We start from the raw sequence: 20228 nt of genomic DNA on the forward strand, positions 1-20228 counted from the left end.
TAGGCGCAAATAAGGCAGATGCGAAGAGTTCAGGCATGGTAACGCAGCTTTTCCCCAACTCAGCGGCGTACCGGGACTAGCCGAGACGCCGATGGCCTTTCAGGACCGACATCCGGCTGCCGGCCTGACGGGGTAATTGCAAGATCTGGGCCACGACGGAAGCCGCGATCACCGCCGGCTCCTTGCCTTCGATGCCGGGTATTCCGAGCGGGCAGATCATGCCTTCGATCAGTCGTTCTGCCAGGCCCGCCTGCCGCAATTGCGAGACGAAGCGAGCCCGCTTGGTCTGTGAGCCGATCACGCCGACATAGGCGAAGCGATCCGCCGCCAGAGCCGACGAAACGATGGCAAGATCGAGCGCGTGGCTATGCGTCATCACCACGATACGCGCATGGTCAGGCGCACCGACCAGGATATGCTCGGGCTCGGCATCGCGGCGGAGCACGACATGCTGCGGCACATGGCTCGGGAAGGCGTCGGGCCGGGCATCGCACCAGACCACGTCGATCGGCAGAGGCGCCAGCGCCAGGATCAGAGCCCGGCCGACATGACCGGCGCCGAACAGATAGACAGACGGATTTGTGGGATCCAGCCTTTCGAGCAGGCGCCCGTCCGGCAGGAAGCGGCTGGCCGTTTCGGCGGGTAGCGCCTGTGCCTCGGCATCGCTGGCCCGGCGACGGATGAAGCCGCCTCGCTCATGCGGCATGCCGATGCTGATGGAGGTTCCGCCCGCCGGCGTCGCAAGCTCGTTCAGCCAGGCGAGATCGTCCCGCTCCAGACGCTCCAGCATCAGGCTGACCCGGCCGCCGCAGCATTGGCCGAGGTCCGGTCCCAGGGCCTTGTCCAGGGAGCGCATGCGGCGTCCCTCCCGAGCCGAAAGCAGCGCCTGCGCTTCGGCGAGCACCTGCCATTCCAGCGTGCCACCGCCGATCGTGCCGGAAAAGGCGCCGTCTGCCCGCACGGCCATACGCGTGCCTGCTTCGCGTGGGCTTGACCCGCGCACGTCCATGATGGTGACGAGCACGGCGCGCCCGTCCCGCTCGACCATGGCCTTCAGCGTCGCGAAGATCCCCATCGCTCTGCCCGCATGCATGCCGGTTTTGGCACAGGCATGATAACGCTTCGGGATGATCGCGCCAAAGCCCATTTGTGGGCTGGTCTTCAAGACCAGCCCAGGCTCCTCCGGGAGGTACGGTACTTCCAGGCTGGTCTAAAGCCCCCCGATTACAGGGCCTTGTCGAGGGCCTGCGCAAAGTCGGCGATCAGGTCGTCGGCGCTCTCTATGCCGGCGGAGAAACGCAGCATGCCCTGGCGGATGCCCATGCCCAGGCGCGCATCTTCCTCGAAGCGCTGATGGGTGGTGGTCGAGGGATGGGTGATCAGGCTCTTGGTGTCGCCGAGATTGTTGGAAATGCGGGTGATCTTCAAGGCGTTGGCAACCTTGAACGCCGCCGCCTTGCCGCCCTTAACCTCGAAGGTCACCAGCGTGCCGCCGGCCTTCATCTGGCGGCGGGCGAGTTCGGCCTGGGGATGGTCGTCGCGGAAGGGATAGATCACGCGCTCGACGGCCGCGTGGCCAGCGAGGGCATCGGCAACCTTGACCGCATTGGCGATCTGGCGTTCGACGCGCAGTTCCAGTGTCTCCAGGCCCTTGAGCATCACCCAGGCATTGAAGGGCGAGATCGAGGGGCCGGTCTGGCGCAGATAGGTATGGATGTGGTCGTTGATGAACTTTTCCGACGCCAGGATCACACCGGCAAGGCACCGGCCCTGCCCGTCGATGTGCTTGGTGGCCGAATAGACCACGCAATCGGCGCCGAGCTTAAGCGGGCTCTGCAGCAGCGGCGTGGCGAACACATTGTCCACCACCAGCGTGGCACCGGCGCTCTTGGCGATCTTGGCGATGGCCTCGATGTCGAGGATCTCGAGTGTCGGATTGGTCGGGCTTTCCAGGAAGAACACCTTGGTTTCCGGCCGAACCGCCGCCTGCCACTGGGCCAGCTCGGTGCCATCAACCAGGGTCGAGGTCACGCCGAAGCGCGGCAGCAGTTCCTCGATGACATAGCGGCAGGAGCCGAACAGGGCCTTGGCGGCGACGACGTGGTCGCCGGCCTTGAGCTGGCCGATCAGGGTCGCGGTAACGGCCGCCATGCCGGAGGCGGTGGCGCGGGCAGCTTCGGCTCCCTCCAGTTCCGCCATGCGCTGCTCGAACATCGCCACGGTGGGATTGGAGAAGCGGCTATAGATGAAGCCGGCATCCTCACCCTTGAAACGGGCCTCCGCCTGCTCGGCGCTTTCGTAGACGAATCCCTGGGTGAGGAACAACGCCTCCGAGGTCTCGGCATATTGCGAGCGCAGCGTGCCGGCATGCACGAGCCGGGTGGCCGGCTGCAATTCCCGGGTGGAAGGTGCTGAAGTCAAAGGCTTGGTCATCTGCGGCAATCCTGAATAGCCGCAAGTCGAGCGCCAGCGCTCTTTCCCACGGCCCTTTAGCGAGTTGTTTTACGTGGCTGCAAGCCGGCCGGCCCAAATCCACCACGACGAAGACTGTTGAGTAGACCTACTCCCCGATGGCGTCAATGCATGGTTTCGTCTAGCAAGACCAAGATACGCCAAAACTGGCAGCAAAAAGCGAGAGCCATGCCGTCCGCGAACATCCTGCATTCTCAAGGCATCCTGCATAGCCATGGCATTCTGCCCTCCCAGGCGATTGCCGGGCTGGTCGAGGCGGGCGCCGTCCGCATCGAGCAGCCCTTGGCCACGGACCAGATCCAGCCGGCCAGCCTCGACCTGCGCCTGGGCGCCAGGGCCTACCGCATGCGGGCGAGCTTCCTACCGGGGCCACGCAGCACCGTGGCCGAGCGCATTGCCGACCTCGCCTTGCACGAGATCGACCTGACCAAAGGCGCCGTGCTGGAAACGGGCTGCGTCTATATCGTGCCCCTGCTGGAAAGCCTGAAGATGCCGGATGGCGTTCTCGCCTCCACCAATCCGAAGAGTTCGACCGGCCGCCTCGATGTCTTCACCCGCGTGATCACTGACCATGCCCGCGCCTTCGACCAGGTCGAGGCCGGTTATGACGGCCCGCTCTATGCCGAGATCGGCCCCCGCACCTTCCCGGTGCTGGTCAGGACGGGATCGCGCCTCAGCCAGATCCGTTTCCGCCGCGGCGAAGCCCGCATCGACGATGCCGCCTTGCGCGAATTGCAGCGCCGCATGGGCCTGGTCTCCTCGCCCGATCCGGACATTGCCGGCGGCGTCGCCGTCTCCGTCGACCTCACCGGCTTCGGCGACGGCATCATCGGCTATCGCGCCAAGCGCCATACCGCCGTGATCGATGTCGACAAGCGCGCGGCCTGCGATCTCCTCGACTTCTGGGAGCCGATCCCGCATCGCGGCAAGAACGACATGATCCTCGACCCGGACGAGTTCTACATCCTGGCCTCCAAGGAAGCCGTGCATGTGCCGCCGGAATTCGCCGCCGAAATGGTGCCGTTCGACCCGCTGGTGGGCGAATTCCGGGTGCATTACGCCGGCTTCTTCGATCCAGGCTTTGGCTACTCGCCCGACGGCATGGAGGCAGCGCGGGCCGTGCTCGAAGTGCGCTCGCGTGAAGTCCCCTTCATCGTCGAGGACGGCCAGATCGTCGGACGCCTGATCTATGAGCGCATGCTCGAGCGCCCGCAGATCCTCTACGGCGCCGGCCTCAACTCCAACTATCAGGGCCAGGCGCTGAAGCTGTCGAAGCATTTCCGGTAAGCCACGACGCCGGCGCAAGGGTGGTGCCATGAAGAACTCTGTCGTCGCGACCACCGCCGCACTTTGTGTCTTGCTGTTCCCGCTTGCGCAGGCGCGAGCGATGGAGTGCTTCGGTGGCTTCAGTTGCGAGGAAATCGGCGCTGCTGCCTTCTCCTTTCGGATCGTTCGGGATTGTCCCGCTCAATTTCAGATCCGGCCTGACAAAAGGGCCAAGTTCGAGCGGGCGATGGTTGCCCTGCGCAACCGCCCGCTCGCCAATGTCACGGGTAACGAGCAGTTCTCCTCGACCCCGCAGACTTATGGACCCGGTGTCTGCGAGGGCGCCGCGCGAAAGTTCAAGAGCGGCACGGCGAAGGTCGAATTCCTTGCCGAGAGGCCGCAAGCCAAGCGTAGGTGAAGGTCGGCACAGGCACCTGAGGCATCCGGCAAACAGCCAAGAAAAAGGGCGGCTCGCCGGGCCGCCCTTCACGAGTTTCCGGCTCTGGGAGGACTCAGGCCGGCTTCGAGCGCCGTTCGAAGGACGCAACGAATTTCACGATCAGCAGGAAGGTGGCCGCCTCGACCACTGCGACGATCCACAGGCCGTTCGATATGGCACCGGCATCCTTGAGATAGCCCATCAGATAGGGAGCGCCGAAGCCGGCGAGATTGGCCACCGAATTGATCAGGGCGATACCGACGGCGGCAGCCGAACCAGCCAGGAAGTGGTTGGGCATCTGCCAGAACACCGGGATCGCCGACATGGTGCCGACCACGGCCAACCCCAGGGCCAGCAAGGCGATCGGCGCGCTGCCGGGCACCACGAAGCCGAGGACGGTGAGCCCGACTGCGCCGGCCAGAGCCGCCAGGCCGCAATGGTAGCGCACTTCATTGGCACGGTCGGAATGGATGCCGTTGGAGATCATGCCGGCGGCGCCGCAGGCATAGATCGCCGCCATGATCCAGCCCACCGTGGCCGGATTTGTAAAGCCGACTTCCCGCACGATGGTGGGGCCGAAGAAGGTCAGCGCGGAATTGGCCATGATGATGCAGAAGAAGATGGCAATGAACTTCCACACGATCAGGTTCTTCAGCGACTGCAACACGCCGTGCTCGCGATGGCCGAGCGCCTGGCGGTCACGCTCGAGATCGCCGATCAGCAGCTGGCGCTCGTCGGCGCTCAGCCAATGGGCATGCTCGGGCTTGTCGGTCAGATAATAGAGGGTCGCCAGGCCGGCCAGGATGGACGGAATGCCTTCCAGCAGGAACACCCACTGCCAGCCTGCCCAGCCGTTCACGCCGCCGAGCTGGGTCATGATGGTGCCAGCCACCGGACCGCCCAGGACACCGGCCAGGGCGGAGGCCGACATGAACAGGCCGAAGACCTTGGCGCGGCGCAGCGACGGGAACCAATAAGTCAGATAGAGGATGACGCCGGGGTAGAAGCCGGCCTCGAACACGCCGAGCAGGAAGCGCAGGCTATAGAACTGCCAGGGCTTGGTGACGAACATCATCAAGACGCAGATGATGCCCCAGCCGATGGTGATGCGAGCCAGCGTCCGCTTGGCGCCGATCCGCTCGAGCAGCATGTTGCTCGGCACTTCGAAGAAGAAATAGCCAAGGAAGAACACACCAGCGCCGAGGCCATAGACCGTCTCGCTGAACTGCAGGTCCTGGAGCATGGTCAGCTTGGCAAAGCCGACATTGACGCGGTCGATCCACGCCAGCACCCACAGGAACATCAGGAAGGGAAGCAGGCGCCAGATCACCTTCTTGTAGAGCGCCTCCACCTGCGGAGAGGTAGCTTCCGTGATCGCGCCTCCCGGCTCGATCATCGCATTCGCGGTCATGGTTTTCTCCCAGATATCTTATTGATTGACCGGCTTTGCGACGGCGATCTTCGATCCGCCGCCACCGATATTCAACGCACCACCTCGAAGCCGGCAGCAGCACGCCCGTCGGGCCCGTCCAAGGACGGCACCTTTCGTCGTCAGGCGGCGGGCGCTACGGCCTGCATGGCTTCGCGATGGAACAAGGCATCCAACCGATAGCGGCTGATGAAGCCGATCTGCCGCAGCGCCTCGCGCCGCTCGTCGTCGCTGCGGCGCGCGATGCGATGGCGGAACTCGGCAAAAATCCCGACTTTGGTGTAGTGCCGCACGCAGACGATGAACGGGAAGCCATGGCGAGCGCGATATTTGCGATTCAACTCGTCCATCTCGGTGACTTCCGAAGCACTGAGCCGGTCGAGCCCTGCCGTTCCCTGCTCTTCCACCGATTCCGCCGTCATCGTGCCCTGCTTGGCCTCGCGACCGGCGAGATCGGGATGCGCGTTGAGGAAGGCTGCGATGCTGGCCTCGTCCTGGCCGAGCACAACCGCCATCATCGCAGCATGCAGGTTCTCGATGGTGTCGAACGGCCTGCGCGACCACACGGCTTCAGCCACCCAGCGGGAATTCTCGAAAACCGGTCCCAGCCGGGTGGTGAACGCCTCGCGGCTCGCCGCATTCAGGCTCATCAGATCGATCAAGGCGCCGCTCCACGGGATTCATCGTTGTTCTTTGGCGAGATTTCCGAATTCCCATGAGAAAAAGCATGCGCCTTGACAGATATTAGGTCAATTTGATGAGATGAATGATCAATATTAGAAAAATCGAATAATAGTAGGCCGACATCGACGAGGCGAACCCGGGATGCCAACCCTGAACGGGGAACGATGAATGAAAAAAGATGCGTTGGTTGATCTCAGCCTGCTTCGCGTCTTCTGCATCCTGATGAGCGAACGCAGTGTATCGCGTACCGCCGTGCGCCTGGAGATGTCGCAACCCGCGGTCAGCCTCGTCCTGGGCCGGCTGCGCGAGCATTTCGGCGACCAGTTGCTCATGCGCGGACGCGGCGGAATGGTGCCGACCGACCGTGCTCTGACGATCCTGCCCCGTATCCAGGCGCTGCTGATGGACGCCGAAGCCCTGGCGGAGGATACCGCGCCTTTCGACATATCGGCGAGCAATCACAGCTTTACCATTGCATCCCCCGATTACCTCGCTCCCATCTTTCTGGGGGATGTCATCGCAGCGGCCCGACGCGAGGCGCCGAATGTGCGGCTCGTCATCCGGGCGCTGGGCCCCGATTTCGACTTCGAGAGCGCCCTGGCCAAGGGAGAGATCGACACGGTGATCGGCAACTGGCCGTCACCGCCGAACTATCTGCGCCGATCCGTCCTGCTCGAGGACGAGGTCGTCTGCGTCATGGGCGCCCAGCACCGGCTGGCCCATGGCCCGATCACCCAGGCCGACTATCTTGCCGCGGCCCATATCGTGCCGGTGTCCTATTCGGTCGCCCATCGCGGTCTGGTCGAAACTCATCTGAGTCGCCTGCGCCTCGTTCGCGAGCGAACCGTGGCCCTGTCCTATTTCGGCATGGCACCTTATCTGCTGCTTGAATCCGATCTCATCTTCACGACGAGCCGCCATTTCGCGCGTTATTTCTCGGCATTCCTTCCCCTGGCGATCCGCAACTCACCGATCCGCTTTCCGGCGATGACCTTCTATCAATTGTGGCATGAGCGGTCGCATCACGCTCCGGCCCATCGCTGGCTGCGCGACCTCATGGCCCGCTCGCGCAGCAGCATCGACGCCACCCGCCCCACCAGGTCGGAGCCGCAGGCCTAGGCTATGCCCGTCGGCCGGCGGGTTTACGCAAGGCAGCCGCTCGCCAGGCCGACGCAGCGGCGAAAATCTGCACCAGCCCGCCCATGGTCATGGCGCCGGCCAATCCGGCCGCCCCACCGCCGAGAACGGCATAGAGCGAGCCGAGGACGGCAACGCCGACCGTCGCCCCCACCATGCGCGCCACGTTGATGATCGCCGAAGCCATGCCGGCCCGCGCCGATGCGACCGCGCCCACCGCCTCCCCCATCAGGGGCCCGGTCGCCATCCCCATGCCGAGGCCGGTGAAGGCCAGACCAATTTCGGCCGGCAGGATCGAGACATGATGGGCGCCTGCCGCGATCGACAACAGGCCGCAACCGATGATGGCCACTCCGCCGCCGGTCATCATGCGCGTACCGATCCTTCGGCCCAGAAAGCCGGAGAAGGGCGAAACCAGGACAAACACCGCGGCCATCGGCATCAAAGCAAGGCCCGCCATCGCCGGGCTGAGCCGTCCTGCTTCTTGCCAGAACAGCGGCAGCAGGAAGAGGGTCCATAAATGCCGAAGGTCATGCCGGCAGTTGCCGTGACGATACCTTGAAAGATTGTGTTTTCGAAAATATCAAGTGGAACCATTGCCCTATGGCCATATCTTCGCTCGATGGTTATAAAAGAAAATAGGGAAACCATGGCGAGAAAGGCGGCTATCAGGGCGACTGGTGGCGTCTCGCGCATTGCGATGGCAGCGAAGGCAAAACCGCCGAGGGCCGCCGCACCGAAAGCCTGTGCACCCCCGTCGAAATACCGCTCCTGCGGATCAGCTGATTCAGGGATGACCAGGGCGGCAAGGACCAGGGCGGCCAGGCCGATCGGCACGACGACAAGGAAGATGCTTGGCCAGCCGAAGGCATGCAGCAGGGCGCCGCCAAGGGTCGGGCCGATCGCCATCGCGACACCGTTGCAGGCTGCCCAGATCCCCAAGGCCCGTCCCCGCTCGGCCTGATCGGGCCACATGACGCGCAGGATCGCCAATGACGACGGCATCAGCAGCGCCGCCCCGAGGCCGGCTGTCGCCCGCGCCGCAATCAGCACGCCGATCATGGGGGAGAAAGCGCATAGAAGCGATGCTGCGGTGAAAATTGCGGCACCGGCCATGAAGATCAGGCGGCGCCCCTTGAGATCGGCCAGCAAACCACCCGTCAGCAGCATGACCGCATAAACCAGATTATAGCCGTCCACGACCCATTGCAGCGCGTCGAGTCCGGATGAGAAGGCTTGCCCGATCCGGCGGACTGCAAGGTTCACGACAGCCGTATCCACCTGGGCAATCAGCACGGCCAAGCACAATGTCACCAGAGCCAGGTTCCGATGGCGCAGGCGCAAGTGCGATGGGTTCGACGCGTGCATGCATTCCATGCCGGGCAATCTCCATAGGCTGGAGGCCCTTCTTACCGCCATGTTTGCATCGAATGCTTCGGCCGGTATCGAAGCATGCCATATCGGATTGGTGCATAGTCACTCCAGAATGAGGACGCCATGCCTGAGATCCCCGATTTTGCCGCCACTGCCTCGCTGATCGCCGATCCCGCCCGTGCGCTGATGCTGACCGCCCTGCTCGATGGCCGCGCCCTGCCGGCTGGCGAACTGGCCTATGCCGCCCGCATCGCGCCGCAGACGGCGAGTTCCCATCTGGCCAAGCTGCTTGCCGGTGGCCTCCTCGCCGTCGAGACGGAAGGGCGCCATCGCTATTATCGTCTGGCGGGTGGCGACGTCGCCGAGGCACTGGAACACCTTTCCGTGCTCGGACCGGAGCAGCCAATCCGCCGCAAGGCGATGAGTGACAAAGCGCGCGAATTGCGGCATTGCCGGTGTTGCTACGATCATCTGGCTGGACAGGTTGGTGTGGCAGTAACCCAGGGCCTAGTCGAGCACGGCTATCTCGTTCCGGCCGCCGACAAGCAGTTTCGCATCACGGCCAGCGGCAACGCCTGGTTCGGTTCGATCGGCCTCGATGTCGCAACGCTGAAACCCACCGCACGGGGACTCGCGCGCCAATGTCTCGATTGGACCGAGCGCAGCCATCACCTTGCCGGCCCCCTCGGTGTCCATCTGCTGAGCACGATGTGCAAGCTGGGATGGCTGCGCCGCAGCAGGGAATCACGGGCGGTGCAGGTCACGCCCAGAGGCTGGATCGAGCTCAGGCGACAGCTCGGCATCGATCCCGTGTCGAGCCTGGCAGCGTAGGGCTTCCTGTCACGGAACATGGATGCCTGTCTTTGGGCCATGTGGTCAGGCCACCTAGCCACTTGAATGTTGAGCTGCCGGTGATAGGTTCGAAGCGAACAGAATGACCGGCGAGGCAAGACCATGCCGTTTCAGGCCGTGGCGTCGCAGAGACTGTTTCAACAGGTTGCCGAGCAGGTCGTCGGGCTCATCCGCTCGGGCGAATTGCCGCCGGGCACGCGCCTTCCTGCCGAGCGGGACCTCGCCCGCAAGCTGGGTGTCAGCCGGCCCGTGGTGCGCGAAGCGATGATCGCGCTGGAGATTTCCGGCTTCGTCGAGGTGAAGACGGGTACGGGCAGCTATGTCTCCGACGGGTCGCCGCGCGCCGGCGAACTCGGCGATGCCGGCCCAAGCGCCTTCGATCTGCTCGCGGCGCGCCGCATCATCGAGGGCGAGATCGCAGCCACCGCCGCCGAGATGGCCAGGCCGGCGGACATCGAGCGTCTCGACCAGGCCCTAGCCTGGTACCGGCAGGAATCCCTGAAGGGCGAAGACTCTTTCGAAGCCGATCGCGCCTTCCATCTGGGCATTGCCGAAGCCACGGGCAATCCGGTTCTCACCCGGACGATGGAGCTCCTGTGGGGCGACATGCGCGGGCGCATTTTCGACCGGCTGGGCGAATTGACCAAGAACTCCACCAAGCTGCGGACCAACATGGCCGATCACCAGGCCATTCGAGACGCCATCACCGCGGGTGATGGTCCCGGCGCGCGCCAGGCCATGCAGGCCCATATCGCCAATGTCGAAACCTATTTCCTGATGGATGCCGCGGAAGACGGCACGACGACACACACGAGGAACGCCACTGGCGGCACGACCCGCCGCTGAAAATCAAGAATGGGAGGATGTCATGACTGCTCGGATAACCCGCCGCCAGGCACTCGGCGCCGGTATCGGCTTTGCGGCCCTCGGCATTGCCGGCGCCAAGGCGGAAACCCCGGCCCTGCCGAAATCGCCCGTCACGCTCAACGTCGTCGATGTCGCCGGCAATCTCGCCCTCACCCAGAAGGCCATCCAGAACTACGCCAAGGCCAAGCCGGAACTGGTGTCGAAGATCAGCTTCACCAAGGCTCCGGCACCGGATCTTCCCGGCAAGCTCAAGGCCCAGCAAGATGCCGGCCGGGTCGACATCGATCTCGTCCTCACCGGCACGGACGCGCTGTCCGCCGGTCTCGACCAGAAGATCTGGGTGCCGCTCCTGCCGGATCTCGCTTCGGCGCTGCCCAAGCTCGATGACGTCCTGCTCGCCCCGGCCGCCCGCATGCAGGGGCTGGCCAACGGGGCCGGCGTCGTGGTCTCCTACTATCCATCCGGCCCGCTGCTCGAATATGCACCCGAGCGCGTCTCGCAGCCGCCGAACACGGCGGAGGAATTGCTGGCCTATGCCAAGGTCAACCCGAACCGCTTCATCTATGCCCGCCCCGCCAATTCCGGGCCGGGGCGCACCTTCCTGATGGGCCTGCCTTACATCCTCGGCGACAAGGATCCGAAGGATCCCGTCAATGGCTGGGAGAAGACCTGGGCCTATCTGAAGGAATTGGGGGAGGCCATCGAATATTATCCCACCGGCACGGGCGCGACCATGAAGGAGTTCGGCGAGGGCTCACGCGACATGACGGTGTCTACCACCGGTTGGGACATCAATCCGCGTGTGCTCGGCGTGGTGCCCAAGAGTGCCGCGATCTCGACCCTGAAGGGCTTCCACTGGGTCACCGATGCACATTATGCCTGCATTCCCACGGGCCTCGCTCCGGAAAAGGTTGCAGTGCTGCTCGACCTCATCAGTTTCATGCTGAAGCCGGAGCAGCAGGCCTACACCTATGACGAGGGCTATTTCTATCCGGGGCCGGCCGTGAAGAACGTCACGCTGTCCATGGCACCCGAGGAGAGCCAGGCTGCCATCGCCGAGTTCGGCAGGCCGGAATATGAAAAGCTGATTACCGATATTCCCACCGAACTCCCGCTGGATCCCGCCAAGATGGTGGTGGCGTTCAACATGTGGGACAAGCAGATCGGTGCTGCCAAAACCAAGTGAAATCCGGACCAAGTGAAATCCGGACCAAGTGAGATTCGAGCCGAGAAGGACTCGGCTTCGCTCTTTGCGGGGAAGGTCTACGATCCTCATCGAGGACCTGGCCTGGCCTCCCCGCTTTCACCCCACTCGGTACAGCGGCAGGTTCGATGTCAGCCCTGAGCAATTTCAGCCATTTGAAACTCGACAAGGTCGGGCGTGACTTCGGCGCCATGAACGCCTTGAAGGACCTGTCCTTTACGGTTCAACGCGGCGAATTCATCGCCCTGCTCGGCCCTTCGGGCTGCGGCAAGTCGACCGCGCTCAACTGCATCGCTGGCCTGCTCCCGACCACGCGCGGCTCGATCTGGCTCGACGACAGGCGCATCGATACGCTCGGTCCGGAAGATCGCGGCTTCGGCATGGTGTTCCAGAACTACGCCTTGTTTCCGCATATGAGCGTCAGGGAGAATGTCGGCTTCGGCCTGCGCATGCGCGGCGTGCCGCGCGGGCCGGCCTCGGCGCGCATCGGCGAGGCGCTCGCAACGGTCAGGCTCACCGACCAGGCCGCCAAGCTGCCAGGCCAGTTGTCGGGCGGGCAGCAGCAGCGCGTTGCCATCGCCCGCGCTATCGCGGTCGAACCGCCCCTCGTGCTGATGGACGAGCCGCTTTCCAATCTCGACGCCAAGCTCCGGCTTGAAATGCGCCAGGAAATCCGCCGCATCCATGCCGGCCTCGGTTCGATCACCCTCTATGTCACCCACGACCAGGACGAGGCGCTTTCGCTGGCCGACCGCATCATCGTGCTGCGCGACGGCGAGATCCGCCAGATCGGCACGCCGGAGGATCTCTACCAACGACCGGCGACGCTGGATGTCGCGGAGTTCATGGGGTTCCGCAACCGCCTGCCGGGTTCGATCGTCTCGTCCTCCCCTGACGAGGTGACGCTGGAGATCGCCGGCGAACGGATCGAGGGCATTGCCCGCGAAGAGCTGGCCGGACCGAGCGCGATCGCGGCCATTCGCCCGGACGATCTGATTGCCGGCGAACAGGGGATCCCCGCCCTGGTGGAGATCTGCGAATATCGTGGCCACGCCTTCTTCGGGGCGGCCAGGGGACCGGCCGGAAACGAGCTCTTCTTCAGGGCGCGTCAGCGCATGCGGCCGGGCGAGCAGGTTCATCTGAAGGCCGATCCGTCACGCGTGCTGATCTTCAACGAGGCGGCGCGATGAGCGCCCTGCCTGCCCCCAACCTGAAGGCACGCCTCGCCGCACGCGGCATCGACGGCGTGACGCTGCTCGCCCTGCCGGCCGTGCTGTTCCTGCTGGCCCTGTTCATCTATCCCTTCTTCTATGGGCTGTGGCTGTCGTTCCAGCCCAAGGATGGCTCGACCTTCGGCAATTACATTACCTTCTTCAGCGATCCCGCGCTCTACGGTACCATCGCCACTACCCTGTGGATCGCGGTACCGGCCACTCTGTTCAACCTGCTTGCCGCCATACCGGTGGCCTTCCGGGTCCGCCTGCTCGACAATCAGCGCCTGCTCACCACCATCCTGGTGCTGCCGATCACACTCGGCACGGTGCTGGTGGCCGAGGGGCTGCTCAACTATCTCGGGCCGCAGGGCTGGTTCAACCGGGCCCTCATCCTGGTGGGTATTGGCCCGGTCAAGCTGGTCCACAATTACTGGGGCGTGTTCCTGTCGCTGGTGATCACCGGCTTTCCGTTCACCTTCCTGCTGACGCTCTCCTATGTCACCGGCATCGACCCGGCCCTGGAGAATGCGGCGGCAACGCTGGGCGCCAGACCGGCCGCGCGCTTTCGCCATATCTTCCTGCCGCTGTTGCTGCCCGGCCTCGCCGTGACCTTCTGCCTGAGCTTCGTGCAGGCCTTCTCGGTCTATCCCTCGGCCGTGATGCTCGGTGCCCCGGCAGGGCCGACCCGGGTCATCACCATTCCGGCCTATCAGGCCGCCACCGAGCTCTACGACTATTCGATGGCCTCGGCGATCGCCATGATCATGGGTGCGATCCTGCTGGTCGTCATCGCCATCGTGCTCGGCCTTCGCTCCCTGGCCTATCGCGGGCCCGCCGGCGGCGGCAAAGGCTAGGAGACAGGGTCATGGTCCGTCGAATTTCCCGCCCGCTTTCCGAACGCCTGTGGTCCACGGCCGTATGGGCGCTGACCATCTTCTTCGTGATCAATCTTCTTGCCGTGATCGCAGCGGTGATCGTCAGTTCCTTCTCGACGCGCTGGCTGGGCACCTGGCTGCCGCAGGGCTGGACCGCGCGCTGGTACGATTCGGCCTGGGAGGAGTTCCAGCTTGGCGGCGTGCTCCTCGTCACCTTCCAGGTCGTCTTCGGCGTGGTGATGCTATCCGCCGTGATCGGCATTCCCGCCGCCTATGCCCTGGCGCGACGCGATTTTCCCGGCAAGAAACTGGCGACCTTGCTGTTCCTGTTGCCCTTGCTGGTGCCCCCCGTCACCTATGGCATTCCGCTGACGACGGTTCTCTACAAGGCAGGGCTCGGCAGTACCCTGGCCGGCGTGATCATCGCCAACCTCGTGCCTGCCCTGCCCTTCGTCATCCTGGTGATGATTCCCTTTGTCGAGCAGATCGATTCGCGCCTAGAAGCGGCAGCGCGGGTCTTCGGCGCCCGCACCGGCTCGGTGTTCCGGCATGTGCTGATCCCGCTGCTGCTGCCGGGAGCGCTCGCGGCCCTGCTCCTGGTGCTGGTGCGCACCATCGCGATGTTCGAGCTGACCTTCCTGATCGCCGGCTCCGACAGCCAGACGCTGGTCGTCTCGCTCTATGCCGCCGTGACGGCGTCCGGGGTCAGGGCGCCGCAATCCGTGGATGCCATGGCCGTCATCTACATGCTGAGCACGCTGGTCTGGCTGGTCATCGCCCTTCGCTTCATCAACCCGACCCAGATGGTGACGCGGGTAAAGAAAGCCCCTGCCCGCTGAGGCCTACAGTTTCTTGACCAGCCTCAAGGCTTCGGTGGCAAAACCGTTCTTTTCATAGAAAAGCCGGCCGCGATGATTGCTGGCAAAGACGTCGAGGGACAAGGCGGCATAGCCCTGTTGCCGTGCCCAGTCCTCTGCTGCAGCGAGCAATTGCCTGGCCGCGCCCATGCCCTCGGCCGCCTCGGTGACGGCCAGAAGGGCCACATAGCCGATCTCCCGGCCGGTTATGCCGTCAGTCCCCGGCAGGGCATGCAGGAATCCGAGACCGACACCGACGGCATCCTCGGCGATCAGGCTCAGGCTTCCTGCCGCTGGCTCCCTGAGATTGGCAGCGGAAAAGGCATCCTGGAACGCCCGAATGTCGGTCTGTTCATGCAACTCGGTTTCGATGACAGCCGCAAGGCGGTGTCCGAGACCGAGCATGAAGCTCAAATCCCGCTCCCCCTCCGCCTTGCGGATGCGGATGTTCGTCAACGATAGGCGGAGGCGATGCCGAGAAAATCCTCGGCCTTGAGCGAGGCACCGCCCACGAGCGCGCCATCGACATTGTCGACGCCCATCAGTTCGGCTGCATTGGAGGGCTTGACCGAGCCGCCATAGAGCACGCGCACGCCATTGCCTTCTTCACCGAGGGCTTCCACCAAGCGCGCGCGGATGAAATCATGCACCTGCTTCACATCAGCCGCCGTGGGCGTCAGGCCAGTGCCGATCGCCCAGACGGGCTCGTAGGCGATCACGGTATTGGCAGCATTGGCACCCGCCGGCAGGGAGCCCGCAAGCTGGCTGCCCACCACATCCAGGGCCTTGCCCGATTCGCGTTCCGCACGGGTCTCGCCGATGCAGACGATGGCAACCAGGCCGGCGCGCAGAGCCGCCCCGGCCTTGGCCTTGACCGTCGCATCCGTCTCACCGTGATCGGTGCGACGCTCGGAATGGCCGACGATGACATAGGTCGCGCCGGCATCCTTCAGCATCTCGGCGGAGATGTCGCCGGTATGGGCGCCCGAAGGCTTGGCGTGGCAATCCTGCGCCCCGATCTTGATATGCTGCCCTGCTGCCTGCGCCGCAAAGCGGGACACCAGCGTAAAGGGCGGGCAGACCAGCACCTCGGCGGCACCGGCTTCGCCGGCTGCGACACCGGTCGCGATGGCATCGAGCTCGGTGACCCCCTTGGTGAGGCCGTTCATCTTCCAATTGCCAGCGACGAGCGGGCGCGGCCGGTTTGCTGTCATCTTGCTGATCCTCTTTCTGTCAAACAGGATTGCCGAGACTGCTCGGCAGGGCGGGCTCGGAAATCCTGTCGCCTGTCGAGGCCTGCGCCGGGAAACTCTGCTTGGGCCGCCCTCGATGCGCCGACTTCATCTGGCGTGCTTAGCAACCTCGTTCCCATGGAGCAAGGCGTGGGTGTCGCAAGAAACCCATGGCCGCGCCATTGCGACGCCACGTGCTCGTCCCTATGATGCGCCGCTTTTCGTGCGCCGTGCCCTTACCGGAGCGTTCATGCGGCCCCGAAGCAGCGTAGAAACGATGCGTGGTTTCCCGGGTTCTCCGAGACGGACCTGGAAAATCTCTTTGCCTTGATGGAACCAAGACACCGATGCTGAGCTCATTCCGCGAAGTTATGACCAAGGGACCCGCCAAGATCATCACGGCGGGGGTCATGTTCCTCCTGAGCGGCAGCTTCGCCTTATGGGGTGTCGAAGGCTGGCTGCAGGGGCGCAGCAATTCCGATGTCGCCACGGTTGGCGGATCTGCCATTTCCGCCAACACCTATAGCGAAGCCTATCGCTCGCGGACCTTGCAGATCACCAGAGCCACCGGCAAGGCGGTCACCCCCGACATCGCCCGCACCTTCGGCATCGACAAGCAGGTTCTCAACGGCTTGATCTCGGAAAAGGCCATGGACGTTCAGGCCGCCAAGCTTGGGCTCGGCCTCGACCCTCAAGCCATGGTTCGGACCGTGATGAACGATCCCGACTTCCAAGTCTCCGTTCCCGGCAAGCCGCCCGTCTTCGACGCCAATGCCTTTCGCCAGATGCTCGAAAACAACGGCATGAACGAGGAGATGTTCTTTGCGCGTCAGCGCGAGGTCTATGTCCGCGGCCAGATCGACCAGGGCCTGACGGCCGGCGGCCCAGTCCCGCAAGCTCTGCTGCAGGCTGCCGCCCGCTACGAGCAGGAAAAGCGCAATACGTCCTATTTCGTACTGCCGCAGAGCAGCGTGGGTGACATTGCTCCGCCCGACGCCGCCAAGCTGCAGGCCTATTACGACGAGAACAAGGCTGCCTTCCGCACCAAGGAACTGCGCAGCCTGAGCTACATACTCGTGACGCCGGCCGAGCTGAGCGGCCGGGCCACCGTCACCGATGCCGATGTCCAGGCCGCCGTCGACAAGGACAAGGCCGGCTCGGCGGCGCTGGAGCAGCGCACCGTCGAACAGATCGCCTTCCCTTCGCTGGATGAGGCCAGGGCCGCTGCCGCCCGCATCGCTTCCGGCCAGATCACCTTCGAGGGCCTTGTCACCGAGCGCAAGCTCAAGCCCGAGGACATCGATCTGGGCACCGTGTCCAAGCGCCAGCTCAGCGACCAGAAGATCGCGGACGCCGCCTTCGCGCTGAAGGAAGGCGGCACGTCGGACGCCGTGCAGGGCAATCTCGCCAACGTGATCGTCAAGGTGACCAAGATCATCGACGCCAAGATCGTCCTGCGCGGCGAACTGGAACGTCAACGCGCATCGGAGGCCGCCAAGAATCTGCGCGACGCCATCGAAGACGAGCGCATGGGCGGCGCCCCGCTCAAGGATATCGCCACCAAGCTCAAGCTGAAGGCCGTGACGCTACCGCCGGTCGATGCCCAGGGCCGTGACGCCGAGGGCAAGCCGGTTGCCGTCCCGCTCGCCACCCAGGTCCTGCCTGCTCTCTTCACGGCCGAACCGGGTTCCGATCCCGAAGCCGTCGACGGCCGTGACGAAGGCCTGATGTGGTTCTCGCTGGACAGCGTAGTTCCGGCCCGCGACCGCACGCTCGACGAAGCCAAGAACGAGGTGATCACTTCCTGGACCGCCGATCAGAAAGTTGCCAAGCTCAAGGAGAAGGCCGACGAGCTCGTGACCCAGTTACAGGGCGGCAAGTCGCTCGAGGACATAGCCAAGAGCCTGAACCTGCAGGTCACCCCTGCCTGGGATCTCACCCGCAACGGCCAGAGCCAGCCCGTGCCCCCGGCGGTCGTCACGGCCGTGTTCGCCACCCCGCTCAAGGGGTTCGGAACGGCGCTTGCCGCCAACGGCACCGATCGAATCATCTTCCATGTCGAGGACAACGTGATCCCCGAGCTCGATGCCAAGGCTCCGCAGACCGAGGCGCTGTCCAAGCAGCTCGCGACCGGCATCAGCCAGGACCTGATGACGGAATATGTCAAGAAGGTCGAAGACCAGCTCGGCGTGGCCATCAACCAGACCAATGTCGACCGTGTCGTCGGCACCGGCAGCCTCTGAGTCGCCACCATGCTTCTCGAACCTTCCTTCGAAGCCTTCTCGGCCGCCTACGCAGCCGGCAAGGCGCAGATCCTGACGCTGACGCTGGTGGGCGACCTGGAAACCCCGGTTTCCGCCTTCATGAAGCTGGCGGGCGACAGGCCCAATGCCTTCCTCCTGGAATCGGTGGAAGGCGGTGCTACGCGCGGGCGCTATTCCATGATCGGCCTGGAGCCCGACCTGATCTGGCGCTGCCAGGACGGCCAGGCCTCGATCAACCGCCATTTGCCGGACCAGGCCTTCGAGACGTTGGACGGCCATCCGTTCGATACGCTGCGGGCTCTGATCGCGGAAAGCCGGATCGAGCTGCCCGAAGGTGCACCGCCGATGGCGGCCGGCCTGTTCGGCTATCTCGGCTATGACATGGTGCGACTGGTGGAGGAGCTTCCCGCCGCCAAGCCGGATCCCATCGGCGTTCCCGACGCCATCTTGATGCGCCCCACCCTGATGGTGGTGTTCGACGCGGTGCGCGACGCCATCACGGCCGTGACGCCGGTGCGCCCACAAGCCGATGTCACGGCCAAGCAGGCCTATCTGCGCGCCGAACAGCGGCTGATGACCATCGTCGACGGCCTGGACCGCCCGACACCCAAGCTTGCCGAGACCGTCGATCTCGACGCCCTGCACGCCCAGCAGGTTTCCAACACCGCCGAAGCCGACTATCTGGCCATGGTGGCCCGCGCCAAGGAGTACATCAAGGCCGGCGACATCTTCCAGGTCGTGCTGTCTCAGCGCTTCAGCGCGCCGTTCCAGTTGCCACCCTTCTCGCTCTATCGGGCCTTGCGCCGCATCAACCCGGCTCCCTTCCTGGTCTACCTGCAGCTCGACGGGTTTTCGGTGGTCTGCTCCAGCCCGGAGATTCTGGTCCGGCTGCGTGAGGGCAAGGTGACGGTCCGGCCCATCGCCGGCACGCGCCCACGCGGCAAGACCAAGACCGAGGACGATGCGCTGGCCGAATCGCTGCTCAACGATCCCAAGGAGTTGGCCGAACATCTCATGCTGCTCGACCTCGGCCGCAACGATGTCGGCCATGTCTCGGCCGTCGGCAGCGTCACGGTAACCGATCGCTTCTTCATCGAGCGCTACAGCCATGTGATGCACATCGTCTCGAATGTCGAGGGCAGCATCGGCCCGGGCCACGACGCGCTCGATGCGCTGGCAGCGGGCTTTCCGGCCGGTACTGTCTCGGGCGCGCCCAAGGTCCGCGCCATGCAGATCATCGACGAGCTCGAAAGGGACAAGCGCGGCCTCTATGCCGGCGCCATCGGTTATTTCGGTGCGGATGGCCAGATGGATACCTGCATCGTGCTGCGCACGGCCCTGGTCAAGGACGCCACCATGCATGTCCAGTCCGGCGCCGGCATCGTCTACGACAGCGTGCCCGCGAGCGAGCATGCCGAATGCGTCAACAAGGCCAAGGCGCTGTTCCGCGCTGCCGAAGAAGCCGTCCGCTTCGCCGGCCAGCCCGGACGGGGACAGTAAGGCAGGCGGACGACATCCATGGCTAAGTGGCCCGGCGCCCGGCGATCGGCCCTGCTGACCTTCGGGGCCGCCTATGTCGTGCTCTTCGCCGACTTCTATCTCTACCTCTATCCAGGCGGCTTGCAGGCCATCGCCTTGATGCTGGCGATCGCCCTGCCTGCCTTGGGCGCCGCCTATGGCATCTTCTTCTTCCATTGGCTCTTCGAGAGCGAGCGCTCTGCCCCCTATGCCGATTACGGTTTCGGTATCTGGCTGATCTCCTCGCTCGCCTCGCTGATCTACATGGCCGTCTTCGCCGGTCTGGGCGCGCTCCTGCCCTATGGCCTGGAGAGGCTGGAGCTGTTCGGGAACACCGTGCAGATGATCGCCTCGCGCATGACCTTGGCCTCGGACTATTTCGAGCCCGTCGTAGGCCGCAATCTCGCGCTTTTCATCCTGCTGGAGGTGTTCGCCTGCGCCTATGGCAAGAAACACGGCATGCGCGTCCGCAGCAACGGGCCGGTCATCTGAGCATTGGCACGTCTCGCTCCCGTCAGTCGCTCGACGTGGCCGAGGGCTAGCC

Annotated in this window: 20 protein-coding genes and 1 riboswitch; of the genes, 12 read left to right on the forward strand and 8 right to left on the reverse strand. The window is 64.4% G+C overall.

The features are described from left to right. Window positions 1-76: 76 nt before the first annotated feature. A complete protein-coding gene (gene xdhC, locus ACTJKX_RS24660) occupies window positions 77-1165 on the reverse strand; it encodes a xanthine dehydrogenase accessory protein XdhC (protein ID WP_440726851.1) in 1089 nt (362 codons plus the stop codon). A 59-nt stretch (window positions 1166-1224) separates the two neighbouring features. After that, window positions 1225-2433 carry an O-succinylhomoserine sulfhydrylase gene (locus ACTJKX_RS24665; protein ID WP_311934968.1) on the reverse strand — a complete coding sequence of 403 codons (1209 nt, stop codon included), beginning with the start codon at window positions 2431-2433 and terminating at the stop codon, window positions 1225-1227. A 36-nt stretch (window positions 2434-2469) separates the two neighbouring features. Next, window positions 2470-2549: riboswitch (SAM riboswitch) on the reverse strand. Window positions 2550-2640: 91 nt separating this feature from the next. Between ACTJKX_RS24665 and ACTJKX_RS24670 the strand changes: the two genes are divergently transcribed. Both ACTJKX_RS24670 and ACTJKX_RS24675 read left to right on the forward strand, forming a co-directional pair. Then, window positions 2641-3759 (forward strand): 2'-deoxycytidine 5'-triphosphate deaminase, encoded by a 1119-nt coding sequence (locus ACTJKX_RS24670; protein ID WP_440726852.1) that lies wholly within the window; start codon window positions 2641-2643, stop codon window positions 3757-3759. A gap of 28 nt (window positions 3760-3787) precedes the next feature. After that, a complete protein-coding gene (locus tag ACTJKX_RS24675) occupies window positions 3788-4156 on the forward strand; it encodes a hypothetical protein (RefSeq protein ID WP_440726853.1) in 369 nt (122 codons plus the stop codon). A 94-nt stretch (window positions 4157-4250) separates the two neighbouring features. Here ACTJKX_RS24675 and ACTJKX_RS24680 read toward each other — a convergent pair whose 3' ends face one another. Both ACTJKX_RS24680 and uraD read right to left on the reverse strand, forming a co-directional pair. Further along, complete coding sequence (locus ACTJKX_RS24680; RefSeq protein ID WP_440726854.1) at window positions 4251-5588, reverse strand: MFS transporter; 1338 nt, start codon at window positions 5586-5588, stop codon at window positions 4251-4253. A gap of 140 nt (window positions 5589-5728) precedes the next feature. Further along, window positions 5729-6268: a 2-oxo-4-hydroxy-4-carboxy-5-ureidoimidazoline decarboxylase gene (gene uraD / locus ACTJKX_RS24685; RefSeq protein WP_311934976.1), complete on the reverse strand. Its 540-nt coding sequence runs from the start codon at window positions 6266-6268 to the stop codon at window positions 5729-5731. 190 nt (window positions 6269-6458) lie between these two features. On the opposite strand from uraD, the gene ACTJKX_RS24690 reads away from it, so the two are divergent. Then, on the forward strand, window positions 6459-7409 hold the full coding sequence (locus tag ACTJKX_RS24690) for a LysR family transcriptional regulator (RefSeq protein WP_311934978.1): 951 nt from the start codon (window positions 6459-6461) through the stop codon (window positions 7407-7409). A gap of 1 nt (window position 7410) precedes the next feature. Here ACTJKX_RS24690 and ACTJKX_RS24695 read toward each other — a convergent pair whose 3' ends face one another. Continuing rightward, window positions 7411-7887, reverse strand: coding sequence for a hypothetical protein (locus ACTJKX_RS24695; RefSeq protein ID WP_440726855.1), 477 nt, complete (start codon window positions 7885-7887; stop codon window positions 7411-7413). Beyond that, window positions 7869-8804 carry an MFS transporter gene (locus ACTJKX_RS24700; protein WP_440726894.1) on the reverse strand — a complete coding sequence of 312 codons (936 nt, stop codon included), beginning with the start codon at window positions 8802-8804 and terminating at the stop codon, window positions 7869-7871. Before ACTJKX_RS24700 ends, ACTJKX_RS24695 begins: the two co-directional genes overlap by 19 nt. Window positions 8805-8924: 120 nt before the next feature. Here ACTJKX_RS24700 and ACTJKX_RS24705 point away from each other — a divergent pair, with 120 nt between their 5' ends. The 6 genes from ACTJKX_RS24705 (at window position 8925) to ACTJKX_RS24730 (ending at window position 14652) form a co-directional block, all read left to right on the forward strand. Next, complete coding sequence (locus tag ACTJKX_RS24705; protein WP_440726856.1) at window positions 8925-9632, forward strand: ArsR/SmtB family transcription factor; 708 nt, start codon at window positions 8925-8927, stop codon at window positions 9630-9632. A 123-nt stretch (window positions 9633-9755) separates the two neighbouring features. Then, complete coding sequence (locus ACTJKX_RS24710; RefSeq protein ID WP_415083992.1) at window positions 9756-10499, forward strand: FadR/GntR family transcriptional regulator; 744 nt, start codon at window positions 9756-9758, stop codon at window positions 10497-10499. 22 nt (window positions 10500-10521) lie between these two features. Then, a complete protein-coding gene (locus ACTJKX_RS24715; protein WP_311934986.1) occupies window positions 10522-11706 on the forward strand; it encodes an extracellular solute-binding protein in 1185 nt (394 codons plus the stop codon). A 146-nt stretch (window positions 11707-11852) separates the two neighbouring features. Then, window positions 11853-12914, forward strand: coding sequence for an ABC transporter ATP-binding protein (locus ACTJKX_RS24720; RefSeq protein WP_440726857.1), 1062 nt, complete (start codon window positions 11853-11855; stop codon window positions 12912-12914). Further along, a complete protein-coding gene (locus ACTJKX_RS24725; RefSeq protein ID WP_440726858.1) occupies window positions 12911-13792 on the forward strand; it encodes an ABC transporter permease in 882 nt (293 codons plus the stop codon). The genes ACTJKX_RS24720 and ACTJKX_RS24725 overlap by 4 nt, the downstream gene beginning before the upstream one ends. An 11-nt stretch (window positions 13793-13803) precedes the next feature. Further along, entirely contained in the window at window positions 13804-14652 is an 849-nt protein-coding gene (locus ACTJKX_RS24730) for an ABC transporter permease (protein WP_440726859.1), read from the forward strand. A 3-nt stretch (window positions 14653-14655) separates the two neighbouring features. On the opposite strand, the gene ACTJKX_RS24735 is transcribed toward ACTJKX_RS24730, so the two are convergent. Both ACTJKX_RS24735 and tpiA read right to left on the reverse strand, forming a co-directional pair. Beyond that, entirely contained in the window at window positions 14656-15075 is a 420-nt protein-coding gene (locus tag ACTJKX_RS24735; protein ID WP_440726860.1) for a GNAT family N-acetyltransferase, read from the reverse strand. 47 nt (window positions 15076-15122) lie between these two features. Continuing rightward, on the reverse strand, window positions 15123-15884 hold the full coding sequence (gene tpiA / locus ACTJKX_RS24740) for a triose-phosphate isomerase (protein WP_311934995.1): 762 nt from the start codon (window positions 15882-15884) through the stop codon (window positions 15123-15125). Between the two features lie 365 nt (window positions 15885-16249). Between tpiA and ACTJKX_RS24745 the strand changes: the two genes are divergently transcribed. Genes ACTJKX_RS24745 through ACTJKX_RS24755 form a run of 3 tightly spaced genes read left to right on the forward strand, consistent with a single transcriptional unit; the run spans window position 16250 to window position 20176 of the window. Further along, entirely contained in the window at window positions 16250-18145 is a 1896-nt protein-coding gene (locus ACTJKX_RS24745) for a SurA N-terminal domain-containing protein (RefSeq protein WP_440726861.1), read from the forward strand. A 9-nt stretch (window positions 18146-18154) separates the two neighbouring features. Further along, the gene (gene trpE, locus ACTJKX_RS24750; protein ID WP_367622988.1) at window positions 18155-19666 is read left to right on the forward strand and encodes an anthranilate synthase component I; all 1512 of its coding nucleotides are present in this window, start codon (window positions 18155-18157) and stop codon (window positions 19664-19666) included. A gap of 18 nt (window positions 19667-19684) precedes the next feature. Further along, window positions 19685-20176 (forward strand): hypothetical protein, encoded by a 492-nt coding sequence (locus ACTJKX_RS24755; RefSeq protein WP_440726862.1) that lies wholly within the window; start codon window positions 19685-19687, stop codon window positions 20174-20176. Window positions 20177-20228 lie beyond the last annotated feature (52 nt).

This window comes from Labrys sp. 22185, assembly GCF_052045555.1.
Classification (GTDB): domain Bacteria; phylum Pseudomonadota; class Alphaproteobacteria; order Rhizobiales; family Labraceae; genus Labrys; species Labrys neptuniae.

Excerpts from the sequence above, each read along its gene's own strand:
- ACTJKX_RS24745 (WP_440726861.1), top strand. The coding sequence starts at position 16,250 with ATGCTGAGCTCATTCCGCGAAGTTATGACCAAGGGACCCGCCAAGATC.
- ACTJKX_RS24700 (WP_440726894.1), bottom strand. The coding sequence starts at position 8,804 with ATGGAATGCATGCACGCGTCGAACCCATCGCACTTGCGCCTGCGCCAT.
- trpE (WP_367622988.1), top strand. The coding sequence starts at position 18,155 with ATGCTTCTCGAACCTTCCTTCGAAGCCTTCTCGGCCGCCTACGCAGCC.
- ACTJKX_RS24695 (WP_440726855.1), bottom strand. The coding sequence starts at position 7,887 with ATGGCGGGCCTTGCTTTGATGCCGATGGCCGCGGTGTTTGTCCTGGTT.
- ACTJKX_RS24670 (WP_440726852.1), top strand. The coding sequence starts at position 2,641 with ATGCCGTCCGCGAACATCCTGCATTCTCAAGGCATCCTGCATAGCCAT.
- ACTJKX_RS24735 (WP_440726860.1), bottom strand. The coding sequence starts at position 15,075 with ATGCTCGGTCTCGGACACCGCCTTGCGGCTGTCATCGAAACCGAGTTG.
- ACTJKX_RS24715 (WP_311934986.1), top strand. The coding sequence starts at position 10,522 with ATGACTGCTCGGATAACCCGCCGCCAGGCACTCGGCGCCGGTATCGGC.
- ACTJKX_RS24690 (WP_311934978.1), top strand. The coding sequence starts at position 6,459 with ATGAAAAAAGATGCGTTGGTTGATCTCAGCCTGCTTCGCGTCTTCTGC.
- tpiA (WP_311934995.1), bottom strand. The coding sequence starts at position 15,884 with ATGACAGCAAACCGGCCGCGCCCGCTCGTCGCTGGCAATTGGAAGATG.
- ACTJKX_RS24710 (WP_415083992.1), top strand. The coding sequence starts at position 9,756 with ATGCCGTTTCAGGCCGTGGCGTCGCAGAGACTGTTTCAACAGGTTGCC.
- ACTJKX_RS24680 (WP_440726854.1), bottom strand. The coding sequence starts at position 5,588 with ATGACCGCGAATGCGATGATCGAGCCGGGAGGCGCGATCACGGAAGCT.
- ACTJKX_RS24755 (WP_440726862.1), top strand. The coding sequence starts at position 19,685 with ATGGCTAAGTGGCCCGGCGCCCGGCGATCGGCCCTGCTGACCTTCGGG.
- ACTJKX_RS24720 (WP_440726857.1), top strand. The coding sequence starts at position 11,853 with ATGTCAGCCCTGAGCAATTTCAGCCATTTGAAACTCGACAAGGTCGGG.
- ACTJKX_RS24730 (WP_440726859.1), top strand. The coding sequence starts at position 13,804 with ATGGTCCGTCGAATTTCCCGCCCGCTTTCCGAACGCCTGTGGTCCACG.
- ACTJKX_RS24705 (WP_440726856.1), top strand. The coding sequence starts at position 8,925 with ATGCCTGAGATCCCCGATTTTGCCGCCACTGCCTCGCTGATCGCCGAT.
- ACTJKX_RS24725 (WP_440726858.1), top strand. The coding sequence starts at position 12,911 with ATGAGCGCCCTGCCTGCCCCCAACCTGAAGGCACGCCTCGCCGCACGC.
- ACTJKX_RS24665 (WP_311934968.1), bottom strand. The coding sequence starts at position 2,433 with ATGACCAAGCCTTTGACTTCAGCACCTTCCACCCGGGAATTGCAGCCG.
- ACTJKX_RS24675 (WP_440726853.1), top strand. The coding sequence starts at position 3,788 with ATGAAGAACTCTGTCGTCGCGACCACCGCCGCACTTTGTGTCTTGCTG.